This is a genomic window from Enterobacter pseudoroggenkampii (assembly GCF_026420145.1).
Taxonomy (GTDB): Bacteria; Pseudomonadota; Gammaproteobacteria; order Enterobacterales; family Enterobacteriaceae; genus Enterobacter; species Enterobacter pseudoroggenkampii.
The window spans coordinates 1,617,817-1,637,318 of sequence record NZ_JAPMLV010000001.1 but is presented as its reverse complement, the minus strand read 5'-3'; the positions used below and the strand labels follow the sequence as shown (position 1 = coordinate 1,637,318).

Below are 19,502 nucleotides of genomic sequence, written 5' to 3'. Positions count from 1 at the left end.
AGGATGAACAATGAAAAACCTAACTGAAACCCTGCATCACATTCCTGGCTCTCGCCGTGAATACGTCGCCTTCAGCGGCGCTAACGCGGCGACGCCTTATCTTGCTGACAGCCAGCAAAAGTCACAGCGCAAACTGTTTGCCAGCGTGGACGAGGTGCTGGCCCGCTGCGATCTGCATGACGGCATGACCGTGTCTTTCCATCACGCCTTCCGCGAAGGGGATAAGGTCATCAATTACGTAATGGACAAACTGGCTCAGCGCGGCCTGAAAGGCATCACGCTCGCGTCCAGCTCATTAATGTCCTGCAATACGCCGCTTATAGATCACATACGCAATGGCGTGATCGGCAAAATCTACACCTCCGGGATGCGCGGCGAACTGGCGGATGCGATTTCACACGGGCTGATGGACGAGCCGGTACAAATCCACTCCCACGGCGGGCGGGTAAATTTGATTCAGAAGGGCGAAATTGCCATTGATGTCGCGTTTCTGGCGGTCTCGTGCAGCGACGAATATGGCAATGCCAGCGGCAACGGCGGCACATCGCAGTGCGGCTCTCTCGGCTATGCGATGGTCGACGCAAAATATGCCAGAAAGGTGGTTTTGCTTACCGAAACCCTGAAGCCGTTCCCCAACCTGCCAGCCAGTATTATTCAGGATCAGGTTGACTATGTGGTGCAGATTGAGAGCGTCGGTGACCCGGCAAAAATCAGCGTAGGTGCCGCCAGGGTCACCAGCAATCCGCGCGAGCTGATGATTGCCCGCTCTGCTGCCGACGTTATCGAACACTCCGGCTATTTCCGCAACGGCTTTTCGATTCAGACCGGTTCAGGGGCGGCGTCAACCGCCTGTACACGGTTTATGGAAACCCGGATGCGCAAACACAATATCGTTGCCCGCTTCGCGCTCGGCGGGATCACCGGCAGCATTGTCGATCTGCATAAGAAAGGGTTAATCGAGAAGATCCTCGATACGCAAAGCTTTGACGGCGCGGCGGCAGCCTCTATGGCGGTCAATCCCGAACACGTGGAAATTTCCACCAACGTCTATGCGAACCCGGCTGCAAAAGCTGCCTGCTGCGACAGGGTGGACGTGGTCATCCTCAGCGCGCTGGAGGTGGACACTCAGTTCAACGTCAATGTCCTGACCGGCTCCGACGGCGTGATGCGCGGTGCGTCGGGCGGACACTGCGACGTCGCCGCGGCGGCCAATCTCACCATTGTGGTTGCCCCGCTGATCCGCAGCCGCATTCCTACCGTCGTCAGGCAGGTCACGACTCTGGTGACGCCGGGCGAAAGTATTGACGTTTTGGTTACCGATCACGGTATTGCCGTGAATCCGGCGCGCCCGGAAATTCGCGAACGCCTGATTAACGCCGGGCTGACCGTCGTAGACATCGACGCCCTGTATCAAAAGGCGCTGCTCATCTCGGGTGAACCCAAGCCTGTTGAGTTCACTGACCGGATCGTCGGCGTGGTGCGCTACCGCGACGGCAGCGTGATTGACGTGGTTCGTCAGGTGAAGGAGTAATCGTCATGACGGATAAAGCCTCGAACGTGAAAGTCACTCTGGAACAGGTGTTGAGCGCCAGAGAACAGCGAGCCCGTCGCCAGCAGGCGTGGCTGTTTCAGTCCGAACATACGGTTGTATCCGTCACGCTGGTCTGGCCGGGGGAGGTGAAGGATACCGACCTGACCAGACGGGTGATGGCCGTCGCGAATCAGGCCCTCGGCGAGGTATTCCGTACGCATCAGTGGACGGTCTGTCGGCATCAGATCCTGCAGCCGGTCACGGGGCCAGAAGCGCTCTGGTCGGTGTCGGCACCCGCGTGGATGATAAAACACGTCACGGCGCATCTGGAAGATAACCATCCTCTGGGACGCCTGTGGGACATCGACGTGTTTTGTCCGAAGACGGGACTGTTAAAAAGAAACGCCATCCAGCAGCCGATGCGCCGATGCTTTATCTGTCATGAACCGGCCCATGTTTGCTCGCGTGCGCGGCATCATTCGCAGGCCGAACTCACGCGCGTAATCGAGGCGTTAACCGATGACTACTTCGCTTGCCAGATGTAATGCGCCAGAGGTTCAGCGCACCTTCGCTGAGCTGGCTACCGAGGCCATGTATCGGGAAATTCGCTTAACCCCGAAGCCAGGTCTGGTGGATCGTGTAAACAGCGGGGCGCATCGCGACATGGATTTTGCGCTGTTCATGACCAGCATCGCGGCGATTGCGCCCTGGTTCTCAACGTTCTTTAACGTTGGCAGAGAGACGGCTCATCTTACTGGCCCGCAAACGCTGCGGGCCATAAGACCAACAGGCCTGGCCTGCGAGCAGGCGATGTTTAACGCCACCGGCGGGATAAATACCCATAAAGGCGGGATCTTCTCTCTGGGGCTGCTGTGTGCCGCGGCGGGACGTCTGACGCAAAGGGATGAAACGCTTACACAGCGCAGCTTATGCCGCGAGACCCGCATTATCTGTACCGGCATCGTTGAACAGGAGCTGAAAACGACCGGTATCGCCAGAACGAAGGGCGAGCAGCAGTTCCAGACATACGGGTTTACCGGGGCGAGAGGGGAAGCGGCCAGCGGTTTTATCACCGTTCGCCAGGCGGGTCTCCCGCACCTGCACACCGCGTCAGGTCAGGGCGAATCCGAAGACGTAGCGCTCTTGAGGATGCTGCTGGGTTTGATGGCGGCGAATCCGGATACCAATCTGGTTTCCCGTGGGGGAATAGAAGGTCTGAACTACGCCAGACGCTATGCGAGGCGGTTATTAAAAATAAAACGTCTCACGGCGGATAAATTAGTTATCGCGCTGCTCAGAATGGACGCGGAATTTATCAAACGCAATTTAAGCCCCGGCGGTAGCGCCGATCTTATTTCCGTTGGCTGGCTATTGTCGCAATTTCCACCCGACTAATCGCGAATAGCGTAACAGGAAAACGTCATGATTGAACAACGCCTGCAGCAGCTCAGTAAGGGTTATACCCTTGTTCTGGTCCCGGGTCTCAGAGACAGCGATGAACATCACTGGCAAAGCTGCTGGGGTCGGCGTTTTCCCTTCTGGAAACGGATCCAGCAGAAAAACTGGTTTGAGCCCGATATCGAAAACTGGGTCTCCGCCATTACCCGCGAGCTGGCAATGTGCCCGCTGCCCGCCATCCTCGTCGGCCACAGCTTTGGCGCGCTGGCGTCATGTCGGCTGCTGCAAACGCGGCGGGTAAACGTAGCCGGGGTGGTGATGGTCGCACCGGCAGAGCCTGCTTTTTTCGGACTTGAAGAGGCCATTCAGCCAACGGCATTACCCGTCCCCTGCATCATATTTGCCAGCCGAAACGATCCTCTGATGCCTTTTGCCCGCGCTCACTATTGGGCCACGTGCTGGCGCGGCCATCTCATCGATATCGGTGAGGCCGGACATATTAATTCTGAGTCCGGTTTTGGCGAATGGCCTTACGGACTCGAACGATTAACAGAATTTTGTGAACAACTTTAGCTTTAACAGGAGAACCTATGTTAGATGATTATCATCAGCACCAGAAAGCGCGCGCTGAATCGGGTATTCCGGCGAAACCGTTAACAGCGGAACAAACCGATGCACTTATTTATCGTTTAATAAATGATGCGCCCGCGCATCATCCGCTATTAATCGATTTATTAACCCACTGCGTCCCGCCGGGCGTCGATCCTGCGGCAAAGCTAAAAGCCGATTTTTTATTCAAGGTGGCATTGCAGGAATACCGTGTTAACGGGCTTTCTCCTGAAGCGGCTACGACGCTGCTGGGGTCCATGCAGGGGGGCTATAACGTCCAGCCGCTGATTGAGCTCCTTGACCATCCGAACCTGGCACCGCTGGCCGCTGAGCAGCTCTCTTCTACCATCCTGATCTTTGAAAAATTCAGCCGGGTGGAAGCCAAAGCGAAGAGCGGCAACGTCCGGGCAAAAGAGGTGCTTCACTCCTGGGCAAATGCCGAGTGGTTCACGCGCCGCCCGGCCATGCCTGAAAAAATTACCCTGAAGGTGTTTAAGGTTCCCGGTGAGACCAATACCGACGATTTGTCTCCGGCACCGGAGGCGTGGTCACGTCCTGATATTCCGCTGCACGCGCTCTCCATGCTCAGTAACGTCAGGGAAGGGGTAGCACCTGATGAACCCGGCGTACGTGGCCCTTTGCACCAGCTGGCAGAACTCAAAGCGTCGGGCTGGCCGCTGGTGTACGTCGGTGACGTCGTGGGGACAGGATCCTCACGTAAATCCGCCACCAACTCCATCCTTTGGCACATCGGGAACGATATTCCGTACGTGCCGAATAAACGTAACGGCGGGTTTGTGTTTGGCGGCAAAATCGCGCCCATTTTCTTCAACACGCTGGAAGATTCCGGTGCGCTGCCAATAGAGATGGATGTCTCCGCGCTGACGACCGGGATGCTGATCGATCTTTATCCGTACAAGGGCGAAATTCGTGAGACAGAAAGCCAGCGGCTGGTGACGACCTTTACCCTTAAAACCGAGGTGCTGCTGGACGAAGTACGCGCCGGCGGGCGGATCCCGTTGATTATCGGACGCAGCCTGACCGCGAAAGCGCGGGAATCGCTGAAGCTTGGGCCTTCCGCGGTATTCCGCACGCCCGCTTTGCCTGCGCCATCCGAAACCGGCTTTACGCTGGCGCAGAAAATGGTGGGTAAAGCCTGCGGCGTAGCGGGGATCCGTCCAGGGCAATACTGCGAGCCGAAAATCACTACCGTCGGTTCTCAGGACACCACCGGCGGGATGACGCGCGACGAGCTGACCGACCTGGCCTGCCTCACGTTTTCAGCCGACCTGGTGATGCAGTCTTTCTGCCACACCTCTGCCTACCCTAAGCCGGTAGATGTGCAACTGCATGAAACCCTGCCGCAGTTTATCACCCGCCGGAATGGGGTGGCGCTCAAGCCGGGTGACGGCATTATCCACTCGTGGCTTAACCGCATGCTGCTGCCGGATACGGTAGGCACGGGTGCCGACTCCCATACCCGCTTCCCGCTGGGGATCTCCTTCCCGGGCGGCTCCGGGCTGGTGGCGTTCGCCGCCGCAACCGGCATTATGCCGCTGGATATGCCTGAATCGGTGCTTGTGCGCTTTAAGGGCGAGATGCAGAAAGGGATCACCCTGCGCGACCTGGTGCATGCCATTCCGCTCTACGCCAGAAAGCAGGGGCTGCTGACGGTCGAGAAAAAGAATAAGCGCAACGTTTTCTCGGGCCGGATCCTCGAAATTGAAGGCCTGGAAACATTAAGCGCAGAGCAGGCGTTTGAACTGGCTGACGCCTCCGCCGAACGCTCCGCTGCCGCGTGCGTTATGCGCCTGGCGGAAGAGAATGTCGCGCAATATCTGCGCTCCAATGCGGCTCTTCTGCGCTGGATGGTTAAGCAGGGGTATCAGAACGCCGCCACGCTTGAACGACGCATTGCTGAAATCGAGGCGTGGCTGGCTAACCCGTCGCTGCTCCGCGCCGATCCTGACGCGGAATATGCGGCAGTCATTGAGATCGATCTCAATGACATCACCGAGCCGGTGGTCTGCGCCCCGAACGATCCGGACGATGCCCGGCTACTTTCGGAGGTTGCCAGCACTCCTGTTGAAGAGGTCTTCATAGGCTCCTGCATGACAAATATCGGTCACTTCCGCGCTGCGGGTGAAATCATGGCTGGTGGCAGCGAAAGCCAGGCGCGTTTGTGGCTCGCACCGCCGACAAAAATGGATGCCCAACAACTCTCCCGCGAGGGCTATTTTAATCAGTTTATTAAAGCGGGGGCGAGAATCGAGCCTGCGGGCTGTTCCCTGTGCATGGGGAACCAGGCGAGGGTGCGTGAAGGGAGCAACGTAGTATCGACGTCCACCCGAAATTTCCCGCATCGTTTGGGAACGAATGCGAAAGTGTTCCTTGCCTCAGCTGAATTAAGCACCGTCGCGGCCATGCTCGGGAAAATGCCAACCGTGGAAGACTATTTTAGCTATACGGATAAACTTCACGATGCGCATGAAAATATCTATCGCCATCTCAGTTTTGATGCTTTGACCGAATATCAGTCCAGGGAAGGTGATAATATCAATATTGTTAGTGTGTAATTCTAAGTTATTTATTTGATAAATGTATTTAATCGGTGGAGGCTTCTCTCAGGAGCGGCCTCCGCTATTCAGGGACCCTTTTCTCATGGGTGAGATATGCTTAACTCCAATGTTTTAAAAACAATCTTACTTGCCGCAATAATATTATTATCAATATTTATTCCTCCGCCTGATGGATTAACCAAAGAGGCGTGGATACTGGCAGGCATATATCTGTCCGCTATCGTTGGGCTGGTCATTAAACCGTATCCCGAACCCGTCATTATGCTGGTCGCGGTGGCATTAACCTGTTTTACCGTAACAAAATTCCCGGATTCTCCTGTCAAATCAATGGATGTCCTGAGCGGATACGCCTCAGGTACAACCTGGCTGGTGTTTAGCGCCTTTACGCTTAGCGCGGCTTTTGTTACTACCGGTCTGGGGAAACGCCTTGCCTACTGGTTTATCCTCAAGTTTGGCAGCACGACGCTGAGGCTGGGGTATGTGACCGCCTTGCTGGATTTGGTGCTGGCGCCGGCGACACCCTCAAATACCGCGCGAGCAGGTGGCGTGGTTTTCCCTATTATTAACAGTATCGCGACGGTATTAGGCTCAACGCCAAAAGAGACGCCGTGCAGGGCTGGCCGTTATTTAATGGTCAATGTCTATATGGTGACTAAAACGACCAGCTATATGTTTTTAACGGGCTTTGCCGGAAACGCGTTAGCGCTACAGCTAATTTCCGATATCTTCCATGTTCATATTAGCTGGATAGGCTGGATGCTGGCGGGAGCACCGTTGGGGTTATTGATGCTGTGTATCATCCCCTATATTTGCTATCGCGTTGCCTCCCCGGAAATTAAAAAAATTGATAATGTCGCTATTGCTACCAACGGCTTGCAAAGTCTCGGGGCAATGAGCCTCAAAGAGAAGGGCCTGGTCGTTATTTTTATTGCTGCCTTATTGGGCTGGATCTTTTCTCGTCAGCTTGGGCTCAATGAATCCGCCGTCGCCATTATCGCAATGGGCGCGGCGCTGCTGTTTAATATTATCGGCTGGAGCGATGTGCAGAAAAACAAAGGCGGCTGGAATACCCTGATGTGGTACGGGGGCATCATCGGTCTGAGCGCCACGCTGAGCAAGGAGGGATTTTTCCGCTGGCTGGCTGATTTCCTGTCAGCGCACCTCAATTTTCTCAGCGCGGGGAATATGACCATCGTTATTATCGTGTTTCTCAGCGTGCTGGTTCGTTATTTCTTTGCCTCCGGCGGGGCGTACGTCGCGGCGATGGTGCCGGTCTTTGCCACCGTGGGGCTGGTTACCGGAACGGCACCCGTTCTGCTTGCTCTCGCCATTCTGTTTTCCAACTCCTATGGGGGTTGCATCACGCATTATGGCGGCGCAGCGGGGCCGATTATCTTCGCTGCGGGGTACAACGACATCAGGTCATGGTGGACTATCGGTACGCTCGTGGCGTTGTGCACGTTTTTAATCCACATGTTCCTCGGCATTCCCTGGTGGGGATTCCTGATGCAGCACGGCATGCTGCAGTCTTAACGGATGAGGAGATGGTGAAACGCAGGCCGGGTAAGGCGTCGCCGCCACCCGGCAACATCACTGCTCAGACGGGGTAGTAAACAACTCGAGCGTAATTAATGTATCGAGATGCCTGTTAAACGCGGCCTCGTCCATTTCGGGCATGTTTAAGATATACATCCCGTCAAGACCACACACCAGACCAATCAAGCGCCAGGCAATATTTTCTGCCCGATCGCCCGGACGCAATGCCCCGGCCTCCGTTCCCGCTTTGATAAGCGCCACCGTTTCCTGATGCCACATCTCCATGGTCATCACATAGGCGCCCTTGATGTCGGCATCACGGCTGGCAAGGATCTGGGCTTCACGCCACAGGCGAATATAGGGCTCAAACCTCCCGTCATCGCTGCCGAGCATGGCATGAAGCTGCTCCCGCCAACCGGCCTGTTTACCCGCGACATCCGCATCCAGCAGCTCGCGAATCAACCGTACGAAGGCCAGCGATTTTAACTCCCCGCCGGAGGTAAAATGATGGTGAACCTGTCCGGTGGCGACTCCGGCTTCAGCCGCAACGCGGCGGACCGTCATTGCCGCCAGTCCTTCTGCCAGCGCCACGCGCATGGCGGCCTGTAAGATGGCTTCCCGCCGTTCATCCTTGCTCAGATATCGCATGTTTACTCACTCTCAATGGGAACGAAACGAGTGTAACAAAAAGCTGGACATGCGTTCAACTTTACGTAGGATCGCATCCTGGACATGTGTCCATGTTTTAAAAGAAAAGGAAATTTATGTTTCGTCAGTGGTTAGCGTTAGTGATTATCGTGCTGGTGTATATCCCGGTGGCGATCGACGCGACGGTGCTGCACGTGGCGGCGCCGACATTGAGCATGACGCTGGGTGCCAGCGGCAATGAATTGCTGTGGATCATCGATATTTACTCGCTGGTGATGGCGGGTATGGTGTTGCCTATGGGCGCCCTGGGTGACCGTATCGGTTTTAAACGGCTGTTGATGATTGGCAGTACGCTGTTTGGCCTGTCATCGCTGGCGGCAGCGTTTGCCCCGTCAGCAGGGTGGCTGATTGCGGCGCGCGCCTCGCTGGCAATTGGTGCGGCGATGATTATTCCGGCTACGCTGGCTGGGATCCGTACGCTGTTTATCGACGCGCGGGATCGTAATATTGCGCTCGGCGTCTGGGCGGCGGTCGGTTCCGGTGGGGCGGCGTTTGGCCCGTTGATTGGCGGTATGCTGCTTGAGCATTTTTACTGGGGATCGGTGTTTTTAATTAACGTGCCGATTGTGCTGGTGGTGGTTTCGCTGGCCGCGCGTTTTGTGCCTCCTCAGCACGGCCGCCCGGAGCAGCCGCTGAATATTAGCCATGCCATTATGCTGATTGTGGCGATTTTACTGCTGGTCTACAGTGCGAAAACCGCCCTGAAAGGCGCGCTGTCACCGTGGATAGTCGCGTCCGCGCTGATTACCGGCTCGGTACTGCTGTTTATCTTCGTGCGTATTCAGCTCCGCGCTCGCGTACCGATGATCGACATGCGTCTGTTCTGCCATCGCATCATTTTGAGCGGCGTGGTGATGGCGATGACCGCCATGATTGCCCTGGTCGGGTTTGAGCTGCTGATGGCCCAGGAGCTGCAGTTTGTTCATGGCTTTACGCCGTTTGAAGCGGGCATGTTCATGCTTCCGGTGATGGTCGCCAGCGGGTTCAGCGGGCCGATCGCAGGCGTGCTGGTTGGGCGATTAGGGCTACGCATCGTCGCGGCCGGCGGCATGGGGCTCAGCGCCGTCAGCTTTATCGGGCTGTCGATGCTCGACTTCAGCACACAGCAGTGGCAGGCGTGGGGGCTGATGGTGCTGCTCGGCTTCAGTGCCGCCAGCGCGCTGTTGGCCTCGACTTCCGCCATTATGGCTGCCGCGCCGAAGGAGAAAGCCGCCGCTGCAGGGGCGATTGAAACCATGTCCTATGAGCTGGGGGCCGGGCTGGGGATCGCCATTTTTGGTCTGCTGTTGACCCGCAGCTTCTCGGCGTCGATTGACCTGCCGCAGGGGCTGAATGCCTCGCTCATCGATAAAGCCTCGTCATCGATTGGGGAAGCGATGAAGGTGGCGCAGGATCTGACGCCGTCCCTGGCGGAGCCGGTGATTGAGGCGGCGAAAAGTGCGTTTATTACCTCCCACAGCGTGGCGCTGGGCAGTGCGGGCGGCATGCTGCTGTTGCTGGCAGTGGGGATCTGGTTCAGCCTGGCGAAGGTCAATCCGCAGTAAACCGCGCGGTAAAACAGGGGCAGCGGTTGGCGCGGGCGGGGCAGATGAGCTATGTTTTTTACAGGATTATCTGACTCTTGCTGGAAAATATGAGCCTTCGCCACAGCAGTGAACCGTCCCAACCGCTCTCCCGGTTAACCCTGCTTGCAGGGGGGGCGCTGGGCGTCGTTTTTGGTGATATCGGCACCAGCCCGCTTTATACCTTCCGGACGGTACTTTCGCTCTCTGAGCATGACCCTACGCCCGGCGTCATACTGGGCCTACTCTCCCTGATCACCTGGACACTCATCCTGGTGACATCCATAAAATATGCCGCCTTCGCCATGCGAATTGATAATCATGGCGAGGGGGGCATCATGGCCTTAATGTCGCTTCTGGTGGAGAAAGGCAAAGGCGGGCGCTGGGTCATTTTTGCCGCCCTGATTGGCGCCGCGTTGATATACGGTGACGGCGCGATAACCCCGGCCATCTCCGTGCTTTCTGCCCTTGAAGGGCTGGAGATGGTGATCCCTGAGTCCCAGCCGTACATATTACCCCTGACGGTGGCAGTGTTGCTGGCGCTGTTTCTTATCCAGCCTTTTGGTACCGCCCGCATAGGGAAAATATTTGGCCCGGTCATGGCGCTGTGGTTCCTGGCGATTGCGGCCCTGGGCGTGCGGGGGATCGTTCAGCACCCCTCGGTACTGTTGGCCCTTAATCCTGCTTACGGCATCGCATTTTTGTTTTCGAACGGGTACACCAGTTTCCTGGTCCTGGGCGGCGTTTTTCTCTGCGTGACGGGGGCCGAGGCCCTGTATGCAGACATGGGGCATTTCGGTAAAAAGCCCATCTGGCTTGCCTGGTACGGTATCGTCTTTCCTTCGCTGCTGCTCAACTATGCTGGCCAGTCAGCGCTGATTCTGGCCGGTGCCGACAGCAAGCAAAACCTTTTCTACACGCTCTGTCCGCCTGTTCTCCAGGTTCCGCTCATCATTCTTGCCGCGCTGGCGACGATAATCGCCAGTCAGGCGATTATTACCGGCGCGTTTTCCATGACGCGCCAGGCCATTCAGCTTGGCTGGTTACCCCGGTTACGCATCAAACAGACGGCGGCAGAAAGCTACGGTCAGATTTATATCGGGATAATAAACTGGCTGCTGATGGTGGTGACCATCGGGCTGGTGGTGTTCTTTAAATCCTCCGATAAGCTTGCCGCGGCGTACGGCATCGCCGTGTCGTTAACCATGCTGATGACCACGGGGCTGTTGTTTGTGGCGATGCGGGAAGTGTGGCGCTGGAGCCGGGTCAGCAGCGCGCTTATTGCCCTCTGTTTCCTGGTGATTGATGCCACCTTCTTGTTTGCCAATCTAATTAAAGTCCTGGAGGGCGGCTATATCCCGCTGCTGATGGCCGCAGCCATTTGTACGGTGATGCTAATCTGGCACCGCGGCGTTAAGGCGGTCTCCGCATCGGTGGGCGAGAAGGGCGTCAGCGTGGATGCGTTCTTTGCCCAGCTTCAGCAAAAGACGGTGCCCAGAGTGGTAGGCTCGGCCGTGTTTTTGACCCGTACACAGAACAATATCCCACCAGTCATGCGCTGGCATGTCGCGCGAAATCGGGCGCTACAGCAGGATGTGTTGTCGCTGACCATTGATATACTCAATGTGCCCTACGTCGGGGAAGAGCAGCGTATCAGGGTGGAGCAGCGCGCGCCGGGCTACTGGCACGGCGTTGCGCAATATGGGTTTATGGAACACCCGGACATTCCGCGGTTGTTACAGGGGGTCAGCGAGATTAACGCGCTTTTTGCCACGGATGATGCCACCTGGTATGTCGGGCATGAAACCATTGTGGCAGGCGAAGGCGGGGCCGGTATGGCGGCCTGGCAACGGCACATTTTTGCCTTCATGAAGCGCAACTGCACGCACGTCATCAACCACTACCACCTTCCCAGCGATCGGGTGGTTGAAATCAGCCGGCGCGTTGCCGTCTAGCGTCGCGCGAAAGCAGGGGGCTGCTTTCGCGCCGTTCTAGCTCTCCTGGGCCGCGGACAGGACGCTGTGCAACAGCACGTTCGCCCCTTTCTCCGACCACTCCGGCAGGATCCTTTCCGCTTCGTTATGGCTGACGCCCTTCACGCAGGGGATAAAGATCATGCTGGCGGGCGCAATTTTGCTCACATAGCAGGTGTCGTGTCCCGCACCGGAGACCATCGGTTTCGACGAATAGCCCAGTTCCGCCACGGCCTTCTCCGTACGAGCGAGGCATTCGGCATCAAACGCGATGGGCGCGTAGTCAAAAATGCGCTCAACGAGAGCCGACACGCCGCGCAGGCTCAGGCTTTCAGCCACCTTATGCAGCGCCGCTTCCATGGCTTCCAGAGCCTGCTGCGCCGGATGGCGAAACTCCACGCTGCATTCCACACGAGACGGCACGACGTTGCGCGAGTTTGGCGTAACCTTCGCCATACCGATCGTCGCGCGTCCGTCCGGCGCATGCCGATAGCCAATCTCTTCCACTTTCAATGCAAGCTCAGCGAAGGCGGTCAGCGCGTCACGGCGGCTGTGCATCGGCGTCGTGCCCGCGTGAGCGGCGAATCCGCCCAGCGTCAGGGTAAACCAGCGCTGGCCCATTGCCGCGCGGACGAGCCCGATATCGATGACCTCATCTTCCAGGATCGGGCCCTGTTCGATGTGCAGCTCGTAGCAGGCGTGAACAGGAAACGCGCGGGCAGGGGCTTCACCCCGGTAGCCAATGTTATCCAGCGCTTCACCCACGGTGATACCGTTGCTATCCGCGCGGGCGTGGGCGTACGCTTCGCTAAACTGCCCCGTCCAGACCCCTGAAGCGAGCATGGCTGGCGCAAATCGCGCGCCTTCTTCGTTGGTCCAGTTCACCAGCACGATGTCACGCTCCGTCTCAACGTGATGGTCATTGAGGGTACGCAGCAGCTCAAGCCCGGCCAGCACGCCGTAAACCCCGTCGTAGTTCCCGCCCAGCGGCTGGGTATCCACGTGCGAACCGGTCATGACCGGGGCAAGCTGCGGGTTTTTTCCCGCGCGGCGGATAAACATGTTGCCCATGCTGTCGACGTCACAGGTAAAACCGGCGTCCATCGCCCAGTCGCGCAGCAGGTTACGCGCGACACGATCTTCCTCGCTCAATGCCAGACGGGTGACGCCACCGGCGGGCGTGCCGCCGATCTGCGCCATCATCTCAAGCGTTGACCACAGCCGTTCGGCGTTGACGCGGATCATGGCTTGTCCTTGCTGCTGCGGTAGCGGAAATCACAGCACGCACCGCCCTGCATGATGGTGGTGGTGCGGGTTAGCTCAACGTCCGGCGCATAGCCAACGATGAATTTTTCATCCCGCGCGCAGGAGAGCAGATGGCCAATCTCGCCCAGCCCCATTTCGTGATACATCTCCGCGTAGCGACAGCGGGTCACGTTGTAGTTGTACTGCTTGTCGTCGGCGTCGATCACCTTCACGTCCAGGGCGTTATCCTTCTCCCACAGATACTGCAGGGCGATAAAGCTCTTGATGTTCGCGCCGTTGGGTTCTTTGCTGGCAAACGCTTTGCCAGCGTCAATCGCGGCCTGCTCAATGGCCTCGCCAATCACCGCCTGGGCGCGGGCTTTCCCTATCTCGCGCACCAGGATTTCATAAATTGGCTTAATAATTTCGGCTTCAATTTTGCGGCGGGCGAGAATGCCCAGCTCGTTATTATCACTCATCACATTGCCTCGCTGCGTTACTTCGCTTTTGCGCCGCCCAGCACGGTCTGCGGCTGCCATTTGCCGTCGACCACCTTGTAGACCGTGAACGACGGCGATTTCAGGTTGCCCTCTTTATCAAACGCGATCTGTCCGGTGACGCCGGAATAGCTGATGGCGCGCAGGGCGGGCAGATAGTCGGACGGCTCAACGGAGTTTGCTTTTTCCATTGCCGCAACCAGCACGCGGGTGGCGTCATAGGCGAACGGGGCGTGCAGTTCGATATGGGTGTGGTAGCGGGACTGGTACGCCTGCTCGAACGCTTTGCCGCCCGGCATCTGGTCAACGGGCAGACCCGGCTCCAGCGCCACAACGCCTTCGCCTTCTTTCTGCGCCAGCTTGAGGAATGTCTGGCTGACGAATCCGCCTGCGCCCATCAGCGTGGCATTCATGCCCAGCTGTTTGATGCGACGCGCCAGCGGTGCGGCCTGGCTGTCGACGCCGCCGAAGAAGATCAGATCGGCGTTTTTACTGCGGATGGCGGTCAGTACGGCGCTGAAGTCCACCGTTTTGTCATCCACGTACTGACGATCGACAATTTTCACGCCCTGGGCTTCCAGCGATTTAATAAACTGGTCTGCCAGACCCTGACCAAATGCGGTACGGTCGTCGATCACCGCAATGCGTTTGGCTTTCAGGGTATTCACCGCGTACTGACCGGCGAGCTGGCCGCCGTCATCGTCGTGTCCCATCACGCGGAAGCTGGTATCAAAACCTTGTTGCGTATAGGCGTGACCGGTCGCGACCGGTGCGACCTGTGCGATGCCCGCATCGTGATAGACACGTGCGGCAGGAATGCTGGTACCGGTGTTCCAGTGACCGACGACGCCCGCCACGCCGCTATCCACCAGACGCTGCGCGACGGCTACGGCAGTGCGCGGGTCGGACTGATCGTCTTCGGACTGCAGTTTGAAGGTCACCGCTTTGCCGCCGATGGTCGGGTGCTGCTTGTTAATGTCGTCAATGGCCAGCTGCGCGCCGTTCTCCAGATCTTTACCGATACGGGCAGACGGGCCGGTGAGCGGGCCCGCGAGACCGATGACCACGGTTTCGCTGTCAGCGGCCCACGTGGCCGGCGAGGCAAAGCTGCCGAGGAGGATAGCGGCGCTGAGCGCACTGATTTTTACTGTTTTCATTGTATTTCCCTGATGTTGGCTGGTGTGGTTAAACGGGCATTTCGCCCAAATAAATCTGTGCAATCTGGTCGTCATTGAGCAGCGCTTTCGATTCGCCATGATGAACAATGCTGCCGCTGTCCATCACCCACGCGCTGTCGGTGACTTCCAGCGCGAGACGGGCGTTTTGTTCGATGAGCAGCAGGGCAACGCCGCGCTCGCGCAGGCCGGCAATGACGGCAAAAATGTTTTCAACCATCTTCGGCGCGAGGCCCATCGACGGCTCGTCGAGGATCAGCAGGCGCGGGCGGCTGAGCAGGGCGCGGTTTAGGGCCAGCAGCTGTTGCTCACCGCCGGACAGCAGGCCGGCAAGCTGATGCTGGCGTTCGCCCAGGCGCGGGAAGCGCTCGAATATCTCGTTCATTTCGCGATTAACGGTGACAGTGTCACGCCTGAGCCAGGCGCCCATCTGCAGGTTTTCCAGGACCGTCATGCGGGAGAAGATCCCGCGGCCCTCCGGGACCATCACCAGTCCGTCGCGCAGTAGCGCCTCGGGCCTGTGTCTGCGGACGTCTTTACCGCGGAATTCTATACTGCCGCTAAAACTTTCCAGCCCGGTAATGGCGCGTACGGTGGAGCTTTTCCCCGCGCCGTTCGCGCCGATCAGCGTAGCCTGTTCGCCCTCGCGCAGGGTAAAGGAGACATCGCGTACGGCCTGAATGCCGCCGTAATGCACGTCCAGACGTTCTACCTTCAGTAATTCAGACATGGGCATTGCCTCCAAGCCAGGCGGCGATCACTGCCGGATCGCGCCGCACATTTTCCGGCGTGCCGCTGGCAAGCGTTTTGCCGTAATCAAGGACCGTCAGACGGTCGCAGATGCCCATCACCAGCTTGACGTCATGTTCAATCATCAGCAGGGTTTTGCCGTCATCGCGGATGCGGATGAGCAGCTCGCCAAGCGCCACTTTTTCCGCCGCGTTCATCCCGGCGGCGGGTTCGTCCAGCGCCAGCAGCAGCGGATCCGTTGCCAGCGCGCGGGCGATTTCAAGGCGGCGCTGATGGCCATAGGCCAGATCGCAGGCGCGATAGTGGGCGAACTGCGCAATGCCGGTATAGTCCAGCCAGTGCCAGGCCAGTTCGCGGGTCTGTTTCTCTTCCTCACGGGCGCGTTTGTGGCGGCTCAGCGCGGCCCACAGGCCGTTACGGGTGCGGACGTGGCGGCCCACCATCACGTTTTCCAGTACCGACATGTCGTTGAAGAGGCGCACGTTCTGGAAGGTGCGCGCAATCCCGGCGGCGGTCACTTTCTCTATGTGTTTTGGGAAATAGGGCTTATCCGCTATCGAAAACTCGCCGCTGTCCGCCGGATAAAGCCCGGTGATCAGGTTAAAACAGGTGGTTTTTCCCGCCCCGTTGGGACCAATCAGGCCGTAGATCTCACCCTTGTTCACGGCGATCGAAACGTCATCCACGGCGGTAAGCCCGCCGAAGCGTTTTGACATGTTGCGTACGGTTAACAGGCTCATGCTTTCACCTCCTTGTGGCGAACCGGCCAGATGCCTGAAGGACGCACCAGCATCACCAGCACCAGCGCCAGGCCGTAGAACAGCTGACGCAGCACTTCCGGGTCAATCAGTACCGTACCGAACAGCGCCTGCTGAACTGGCGCTGCCTGACTGCGCAGCAGTTCCGGCAGGGCGGTAAGCAGTATCGCGCCCAGGATCACGCCAGGAATGTGTCCCATACCGCCCAGCACCACCATCGCCAGCACGGCAATGGATTCCTGTAACGTGAAGGATTCCGGGGAGACAAAGCCCTGAAACGCGCCGAACAGGGCACCCGCCACGCCGCCAAAAGAGGCACCCATCGCAAAGGCCAGCAGCTTATAGTTACGCACGTTGATGCCCATCGCGCGCGCCACATCCTCATCTTCACGGATGGCGTGCCAGGCGCGACCAATGCGGGAATGCTGCAGGCGCAGGCAGACAAAAATAATCGCCACAATCACCAGCATCAGCAGGTAGTACCACAGCCAAAGCGCGGGCACTTTGAATCCAAACCAGTGGTATACGCCGCTAAACTTCCGGCCGAACAGGTTGAGCGTATCCACCCCGGTAATACCCTTCGCACCGTTGGTGATGTTCACCGGTCGGTCGAGGTTGCGCATCAGAATGCGGATAATTTCGCCAAAGCCGAGGGTTACTATCGCCAGGTAGTCCCCGCGCAGCTTCAGCGTGGGAGCACCGAGTAAAATGCCGCAGACCGCCGCGACGAGCGCTGCCAGCGGAATAATCAGCAGATATGAGGTGTGCAGCCCGTCCGGGAACCAGACGCTGAGGACAGGAAATACCGCCAGCAGGTGTGGGGAGGCCATTAGTGCCGCAAGGTAGGCGCCGACCGCGTAAAAGGCGATAAAGCCCATGTCCAGCAGGCCGGTATAGCCGACCACAATATTGAGCCCGAGTGCCAGCATGATGTAGAGCAGGGCGAAGTCGATCACACGTACCCAGTAGTTGCCGCCAAGCTGCGTGGCCATTACGGGAGCAATCAGCAGCGCGAGGCAGAACAGGACCATGCCTGACCAGAATTTGCGCGTCGTCGTCGGGGCCTGAAGTTGAAGTGTTGTCATGGTATTCCTTACGCCCTGTGCGCCACGCGCTCGCCCAGCAGGCCTGCCGGACGGAAGACCAGCACCAGAATCAGGACCATAAAGGCAAAGACATCCTGATAGTTGCTGCCAAAGACGCCGTGGGTGAGTTCCCCCAGATAACCTGCGCCCAGCGCTTCGATAATGCCGAGCAGGATCCCGCCAATCATTGCGCCACGAATGTTACCAATGCCTCCCAGCACGGCGGCGGTAAAGGCTTTGATTCCGGGCAAAAAGCCCATTGAGAAGCTGGCGTTGCCGTAGTTGCTGGCCATCATGACGCCTGCCAGCGCGGCAAATACGCCGCCAATGGCGAACGTCAGGGTAATAATGGCATTGGGGTTAACACCCATCAGTGTGGCCACGCGCGGGTTTTCCGCCACGGCGCGCATGCCGCGGCCCAGGCGGGTGTATTCCACCAGCAGCCATAGCCCGGTCATCACCGTAAGCGCCAGCGCCACGGTAACAATGCCGGTGACGGTCACAATGGCAGGGGGATGCAGTTCACTTCCTGCCGTCACGGCGATCGGATCCATGGGCAGGATCTGCGGGAACATCAGCGGGTTACGCGTCCAGATAATCATCGCCACGGTTTGCAGCAGGACCGAGACGCCGATACCCGAGATCAGCGGTGCCAGGCGTGGGGCGTTACGCAGTCGACGGTAGGCAAACCGCTCCACGGCCATCGCCAGCAGGGCGCAAACGGCCATGGCAATCATCAGGGCAACGCCAAGCTGCAACAGCAGCGGCATGTGTGGAAAGGTGGTATTCAGGGTGTTAATGGCGGAAAGCGTGGTGAGCGCACCGACCATCAGAATATCGCCGTGAGCAAAGTTAATAATGCGCAAGATGCCATACACCATGGTATAGCCCAGCGCGATCAGTGCGTAGATGCTTCCCAGCATCACACTGTTGATCAGTTGTTGTATGAGTGTATCCAACGTCTGTACCCGCAAAGTGCTGTTTCAGCGGCTACCATCCAATAAATGAATTAAATTGTAAAATACACATATATTATTTCTTATGATAAACCGGCATTGCTTTATCTTAATGATTTATATAAAGATAATGTAATCGCGTTCCCGGCTAAAAAGCCTAAAGAAATCAATATATGAATAAAACAGAACAATCGGCAGATTTGTCCGCGTATGCAGACAGTCGCATGGCAAACGATCCTCCGCTTCGGGCTGTCCGTGCCTTTGAGGCCATCGCCCGGCTGGGCAGCGTCACGCTGGCCGCGCAGGAGCTGGATATCTCTCCGTCGGCGGTAAGCCATCAGCTCAAGGTGCTCGAAGGATACCTGCAAATGCCGCTGACGGAACGTCAGGGGCGCAGGCTGGTGCTGAGCCAGCACGGACGTGAATATTACCGCTCGATCCGCGCGGCGTTTAACGTGCTGCGCCAGGCAACGGAGCACCTGGCGGAGCAGGCGCAAACGCGTCAGGTCACCATCAGCCTGATCCCGCTTTTTGGCATGGGGTGGTTCATCCCACGTTTACCTGCGTTCATGCGCGCCAATCCCCAAACCGAGATCAACGTGGTGTATGCCAACCACCGTAACTATCTGAGCGACGCGTCGGATATGTCGATTCGTTTTGGCAACGGGCAGTGGGCGGGCTATCAGAGTGAAAAGCTGATTTCCGGTCAGATGGTGCCGGTGTGCAGCCGTGCGTTTTTGCGTGTTCATGGCCACATCGACACGCCTGAGCAACTGCTGCAAATGCCGCTGTTGCACGATGAAGAGCGTACGAGCTGGACGCAGTGGTTTTTGTTGCAGGGGGTAAAACGTCCACTCCGGCGCAGCGGCCCGCTGTTTGAAGACGGACTGTTGACGCTGGCGGGCGTACAGGCTGGTCTGGGCTGTGCGCTAATGCGTGAGCCGCTGATTGCGCCGTATCTTGAGAGCGGCGAGCTGGTGAAGATATTTGACTTACCCATTGATGACGGGCGCGACTATCACCTCTGCGTGCGTTCAGATTCAGAGATGACCGAGGACGGCAAGCTGCTGCAAACCTGGCTTCGTTGGGCGGCGAACGGAGAGTCGTCAGCCGGATAGGAAGATAAAAAAAGCCAGCTTG

At 57.9% G+C, this 19,502-nt stretch carries 17 protein-coding genes; 9 read left to right on the top strand and 8 right to left on the bottom strand.

Translation table 11 applies throughout. The features are described 5' to 3' along the window. Positions 1-10 precede the first annotated feature (10 nt). From citF to OTG14_RS07925, 6 genes are all read left to right on the top strand, one after another. Positions 11-1,531: a citrate lyase subunit alpha gene (gene citF, locus OTG14_RS07950; RefSeq protein WP_248271956.1), complete on the top strand. Its 1,521-nt coding sequence runs from the start codon at positions 11-13 to the stop codon at positions 1,529-1,531. A gap of 5 nt (positions 1,532-1,536) precedes the next feature. Then, the gene (citX, locus tag OTG14_RS07945; RefSeq protein WP_267214880.1) at positions 1,537-2,076 is read left to right on the top strand and encodes a citrate lyase holo-[acyl-carrier protein] synthase; all 540 of its coding nucleotides are present in this window, start codon (positions 1,537-1,539) and stop codon (positions 2,074-2,076) included. Next, complete coding sequence (citG, locus tag OTG14_RS07940) at positions 2,051-2,926, top strand: triphosphoribosyl-dephospho-CoA synthase CitG (RefSeq protein WP_267214879.1); 876 nt, start codon at positions 2,051-2,053, stop codon at positions 2,924-2,926. Before citX ends, citG begins: the two co-directional genes overlap by 26 nt. A gap of 27 nt (positions 2,927-2,953) precedes the next feature. Then, positions 2,954-3,502, top strand: a complete 549-nt coding sequence (locus tag OTG14_RS07935) for an RBBP9/YdeN family alpha/beta hydrolase (protein ID WP_267214878.1) — start codon at positions 2,954-2,956, stop codon at positions 3,500-3,502. Positions 3,503-3,519: 17 nt separating this feature from the next. Further along, positions 3,520-6,114 (top strand): bifunctional aconitate hydratase 2/2-methylisocitrate dehydratase, encoded by a 2,595-nt coding sequence (gene acnB, locus OTG14_RS07930; protein ID WP_267214877.1) that lies wholly within the window; start codon positions 3,520-3,522, stop codon positions 6,112-6,114. A gap of 96 nt (positions 6,115-6,210) precedes the next feature. Further along, complete coding sequence (locus OTG14_RS07925) at positions 6,211-7,650, top strand: anion permease (RefSeq protein WP_267214876.1); 1,440 nt, start codon at positions 6,211-6,213, stop codon at positions 7,648-7,650. A gap of 57 nt (positions 7,651-7,707) precedes the next feature. Here the strand turns inward: OTG14_RS07925 and OTG14_RS07920 are convergent, their stop codons facing one another. Then, positions 7,708-8,301: a TetR family transcriptional regulator gene (locus tag OTG14_RS07920; RefSeq protein WP_267214875.1), complete on the bottom strand. Its 594-nt coding sequence runs from the start codon at positions 8,299-8,301 to the stop codon at positions 7,708-7,710. Positions 8,302-8,417: 116 nt separating this feature from the next. Between OTG14_RS07920 and OTG14_RS07915 the strand changes: the two genes are divergently transcribed. Together OTG14_RS07915 and OTG14_RS07910 are read left to right on the top strand one after the other, a co-directional pair. Beyond that, on the top strand, positions 8,418-9,905 hold the full coding sequence (locus tag OTG14_RS07915) for an MFS transporter (protein WP_267214874.1): 1,488 nt from the start codon (positions 8,418-8,420) through the stop codon (positions 9,903-9,905). 89 nt (positions 9,906-9,994) lie between these two features. Next, positions 9,995-11,878: a potassium transporter Kup gene (locus OTG14_RS07910; RefSeq protein WP_248164762.1), complete on the top strand. Its 1,884-nt coding sequence runs from the start codon at positions 9,995-9,997 to the stop codon at positions 11,876-11,878. 36 nt (positions 11,879-11,914) lie between these two features. Here OTG14_RS07910 and OTG14_RS07905 read toward each other — a convergent pair whose 3' ends face one another. From OTG14_RS07905 to OTG14_RS07875, 7 genes are read right to left on the bottom strand one after another with little or no spacing between them, the layout of a single operon-like run. After that, entirely contained in the window at positions 11,915-13,141 is a 1,227-nt protein-coding gene (locus tag OTG14_RS07905) for a Zn-dependent hydrolase (RefSeq protein WP_267214873.1), read from the bottom strand. Continuing rightward, a complete protein-coding gene (locus OTG14_RS07900) occupies positions 13,138-13,620 on the bottom strand; it encodes an L-2-amino-thiazoline-4-carboxylic acid hydrolase (RefSeq protein WP_157189243.1) in 483 nt (160 codons plus the stop codon). Before OTG14_RS07900 ends, OTG14_RS07905 begins: the two co-directional genes overlap by 4 nt. A 17-nt stretch (positions 13,621-13,637) precedes the next feature. Beyond that, positions 13,638-14,795 carry a branched-chain amino acid ABC transporter substrate-binding protein gene (locus OTG14_RS07895; protein ID WP_267214872.1) on the bottom strand — a complete coding sequence of 386 codons (1,158 nt, stop codon included), beginning with the start codon at positions 14,793-14,795 and terminating at the stop codon, positions 13,638-13,640. Between the two features lie 28 nt (positions 14,796-14,823). Continuing rightward, positions 14,824-15,543 (bottom strand): ABC transporter ATP-binding protein, encoded by a 720-nt coding sequence (locus OTG14_RS07890; RefSeq protein WP_048992036.1) that lies wholly within the window; start codon positions 15,541-15,543, stop codon positions 14,824-14,826. Beyond that, the gene (locus tag OTG14_RS07885) at positions 15,536-16,303 is read right to left on the bottom strand and encodes an ABC transporter ATP-binding protein (protein ID WP_048992038.1); all 768 of its coding nucleotides are present in this window, start codon (positions 16,301-16,303) and stop codon (positions 15,536-15,538) included. Before OTG14_RS07885 ends, OTG14_RS07890 begins: the two co-directional genes overlap by 8 nt. Beyond that, a complete protein-coding gene (locus tag OTG14_RS07880; RefSeq protein WP_267214871.1) occupies positions 16,300-17,406 on the bottom strand; it encodes a branched-chain amino acid ABC transporter permease in 1,107 nt (368 codons plus the stop codon). Before OTG14_RS07880 ends, OTG14_RS07885 begins: the two co-directional genes overlap by 4 nt. A gap of 8 nt (positions 17,407-17,414) precedes the next feature. Then, a complete protein-coding gene (locus tag OTG14_RS07875) occupies positions 17,415-18,365 on the bottom strand; it encodes a branched-chain amino acid ABC transporter permease (RefSeq protein WP_267214870.1) in 951 nt (316 codons plus the stop codon). 170 nt (positions 18,366-18,535) lie between these two features. Between OTG14_RS07875 and OTG14_RS07870 the strand changes: the two genes are divergently transcribed. Next, entirely contained in the window at positions 18,536-19,480 is a 945-nt protein-coding gene (locus OTG14_RS07870) for a LysR substrate-binding domain-containing protein (RefSeq protein ID WP_061715067.1), read from the top strand. Positions 19,481-19,502: the final 22 nt, after the last annotated feature.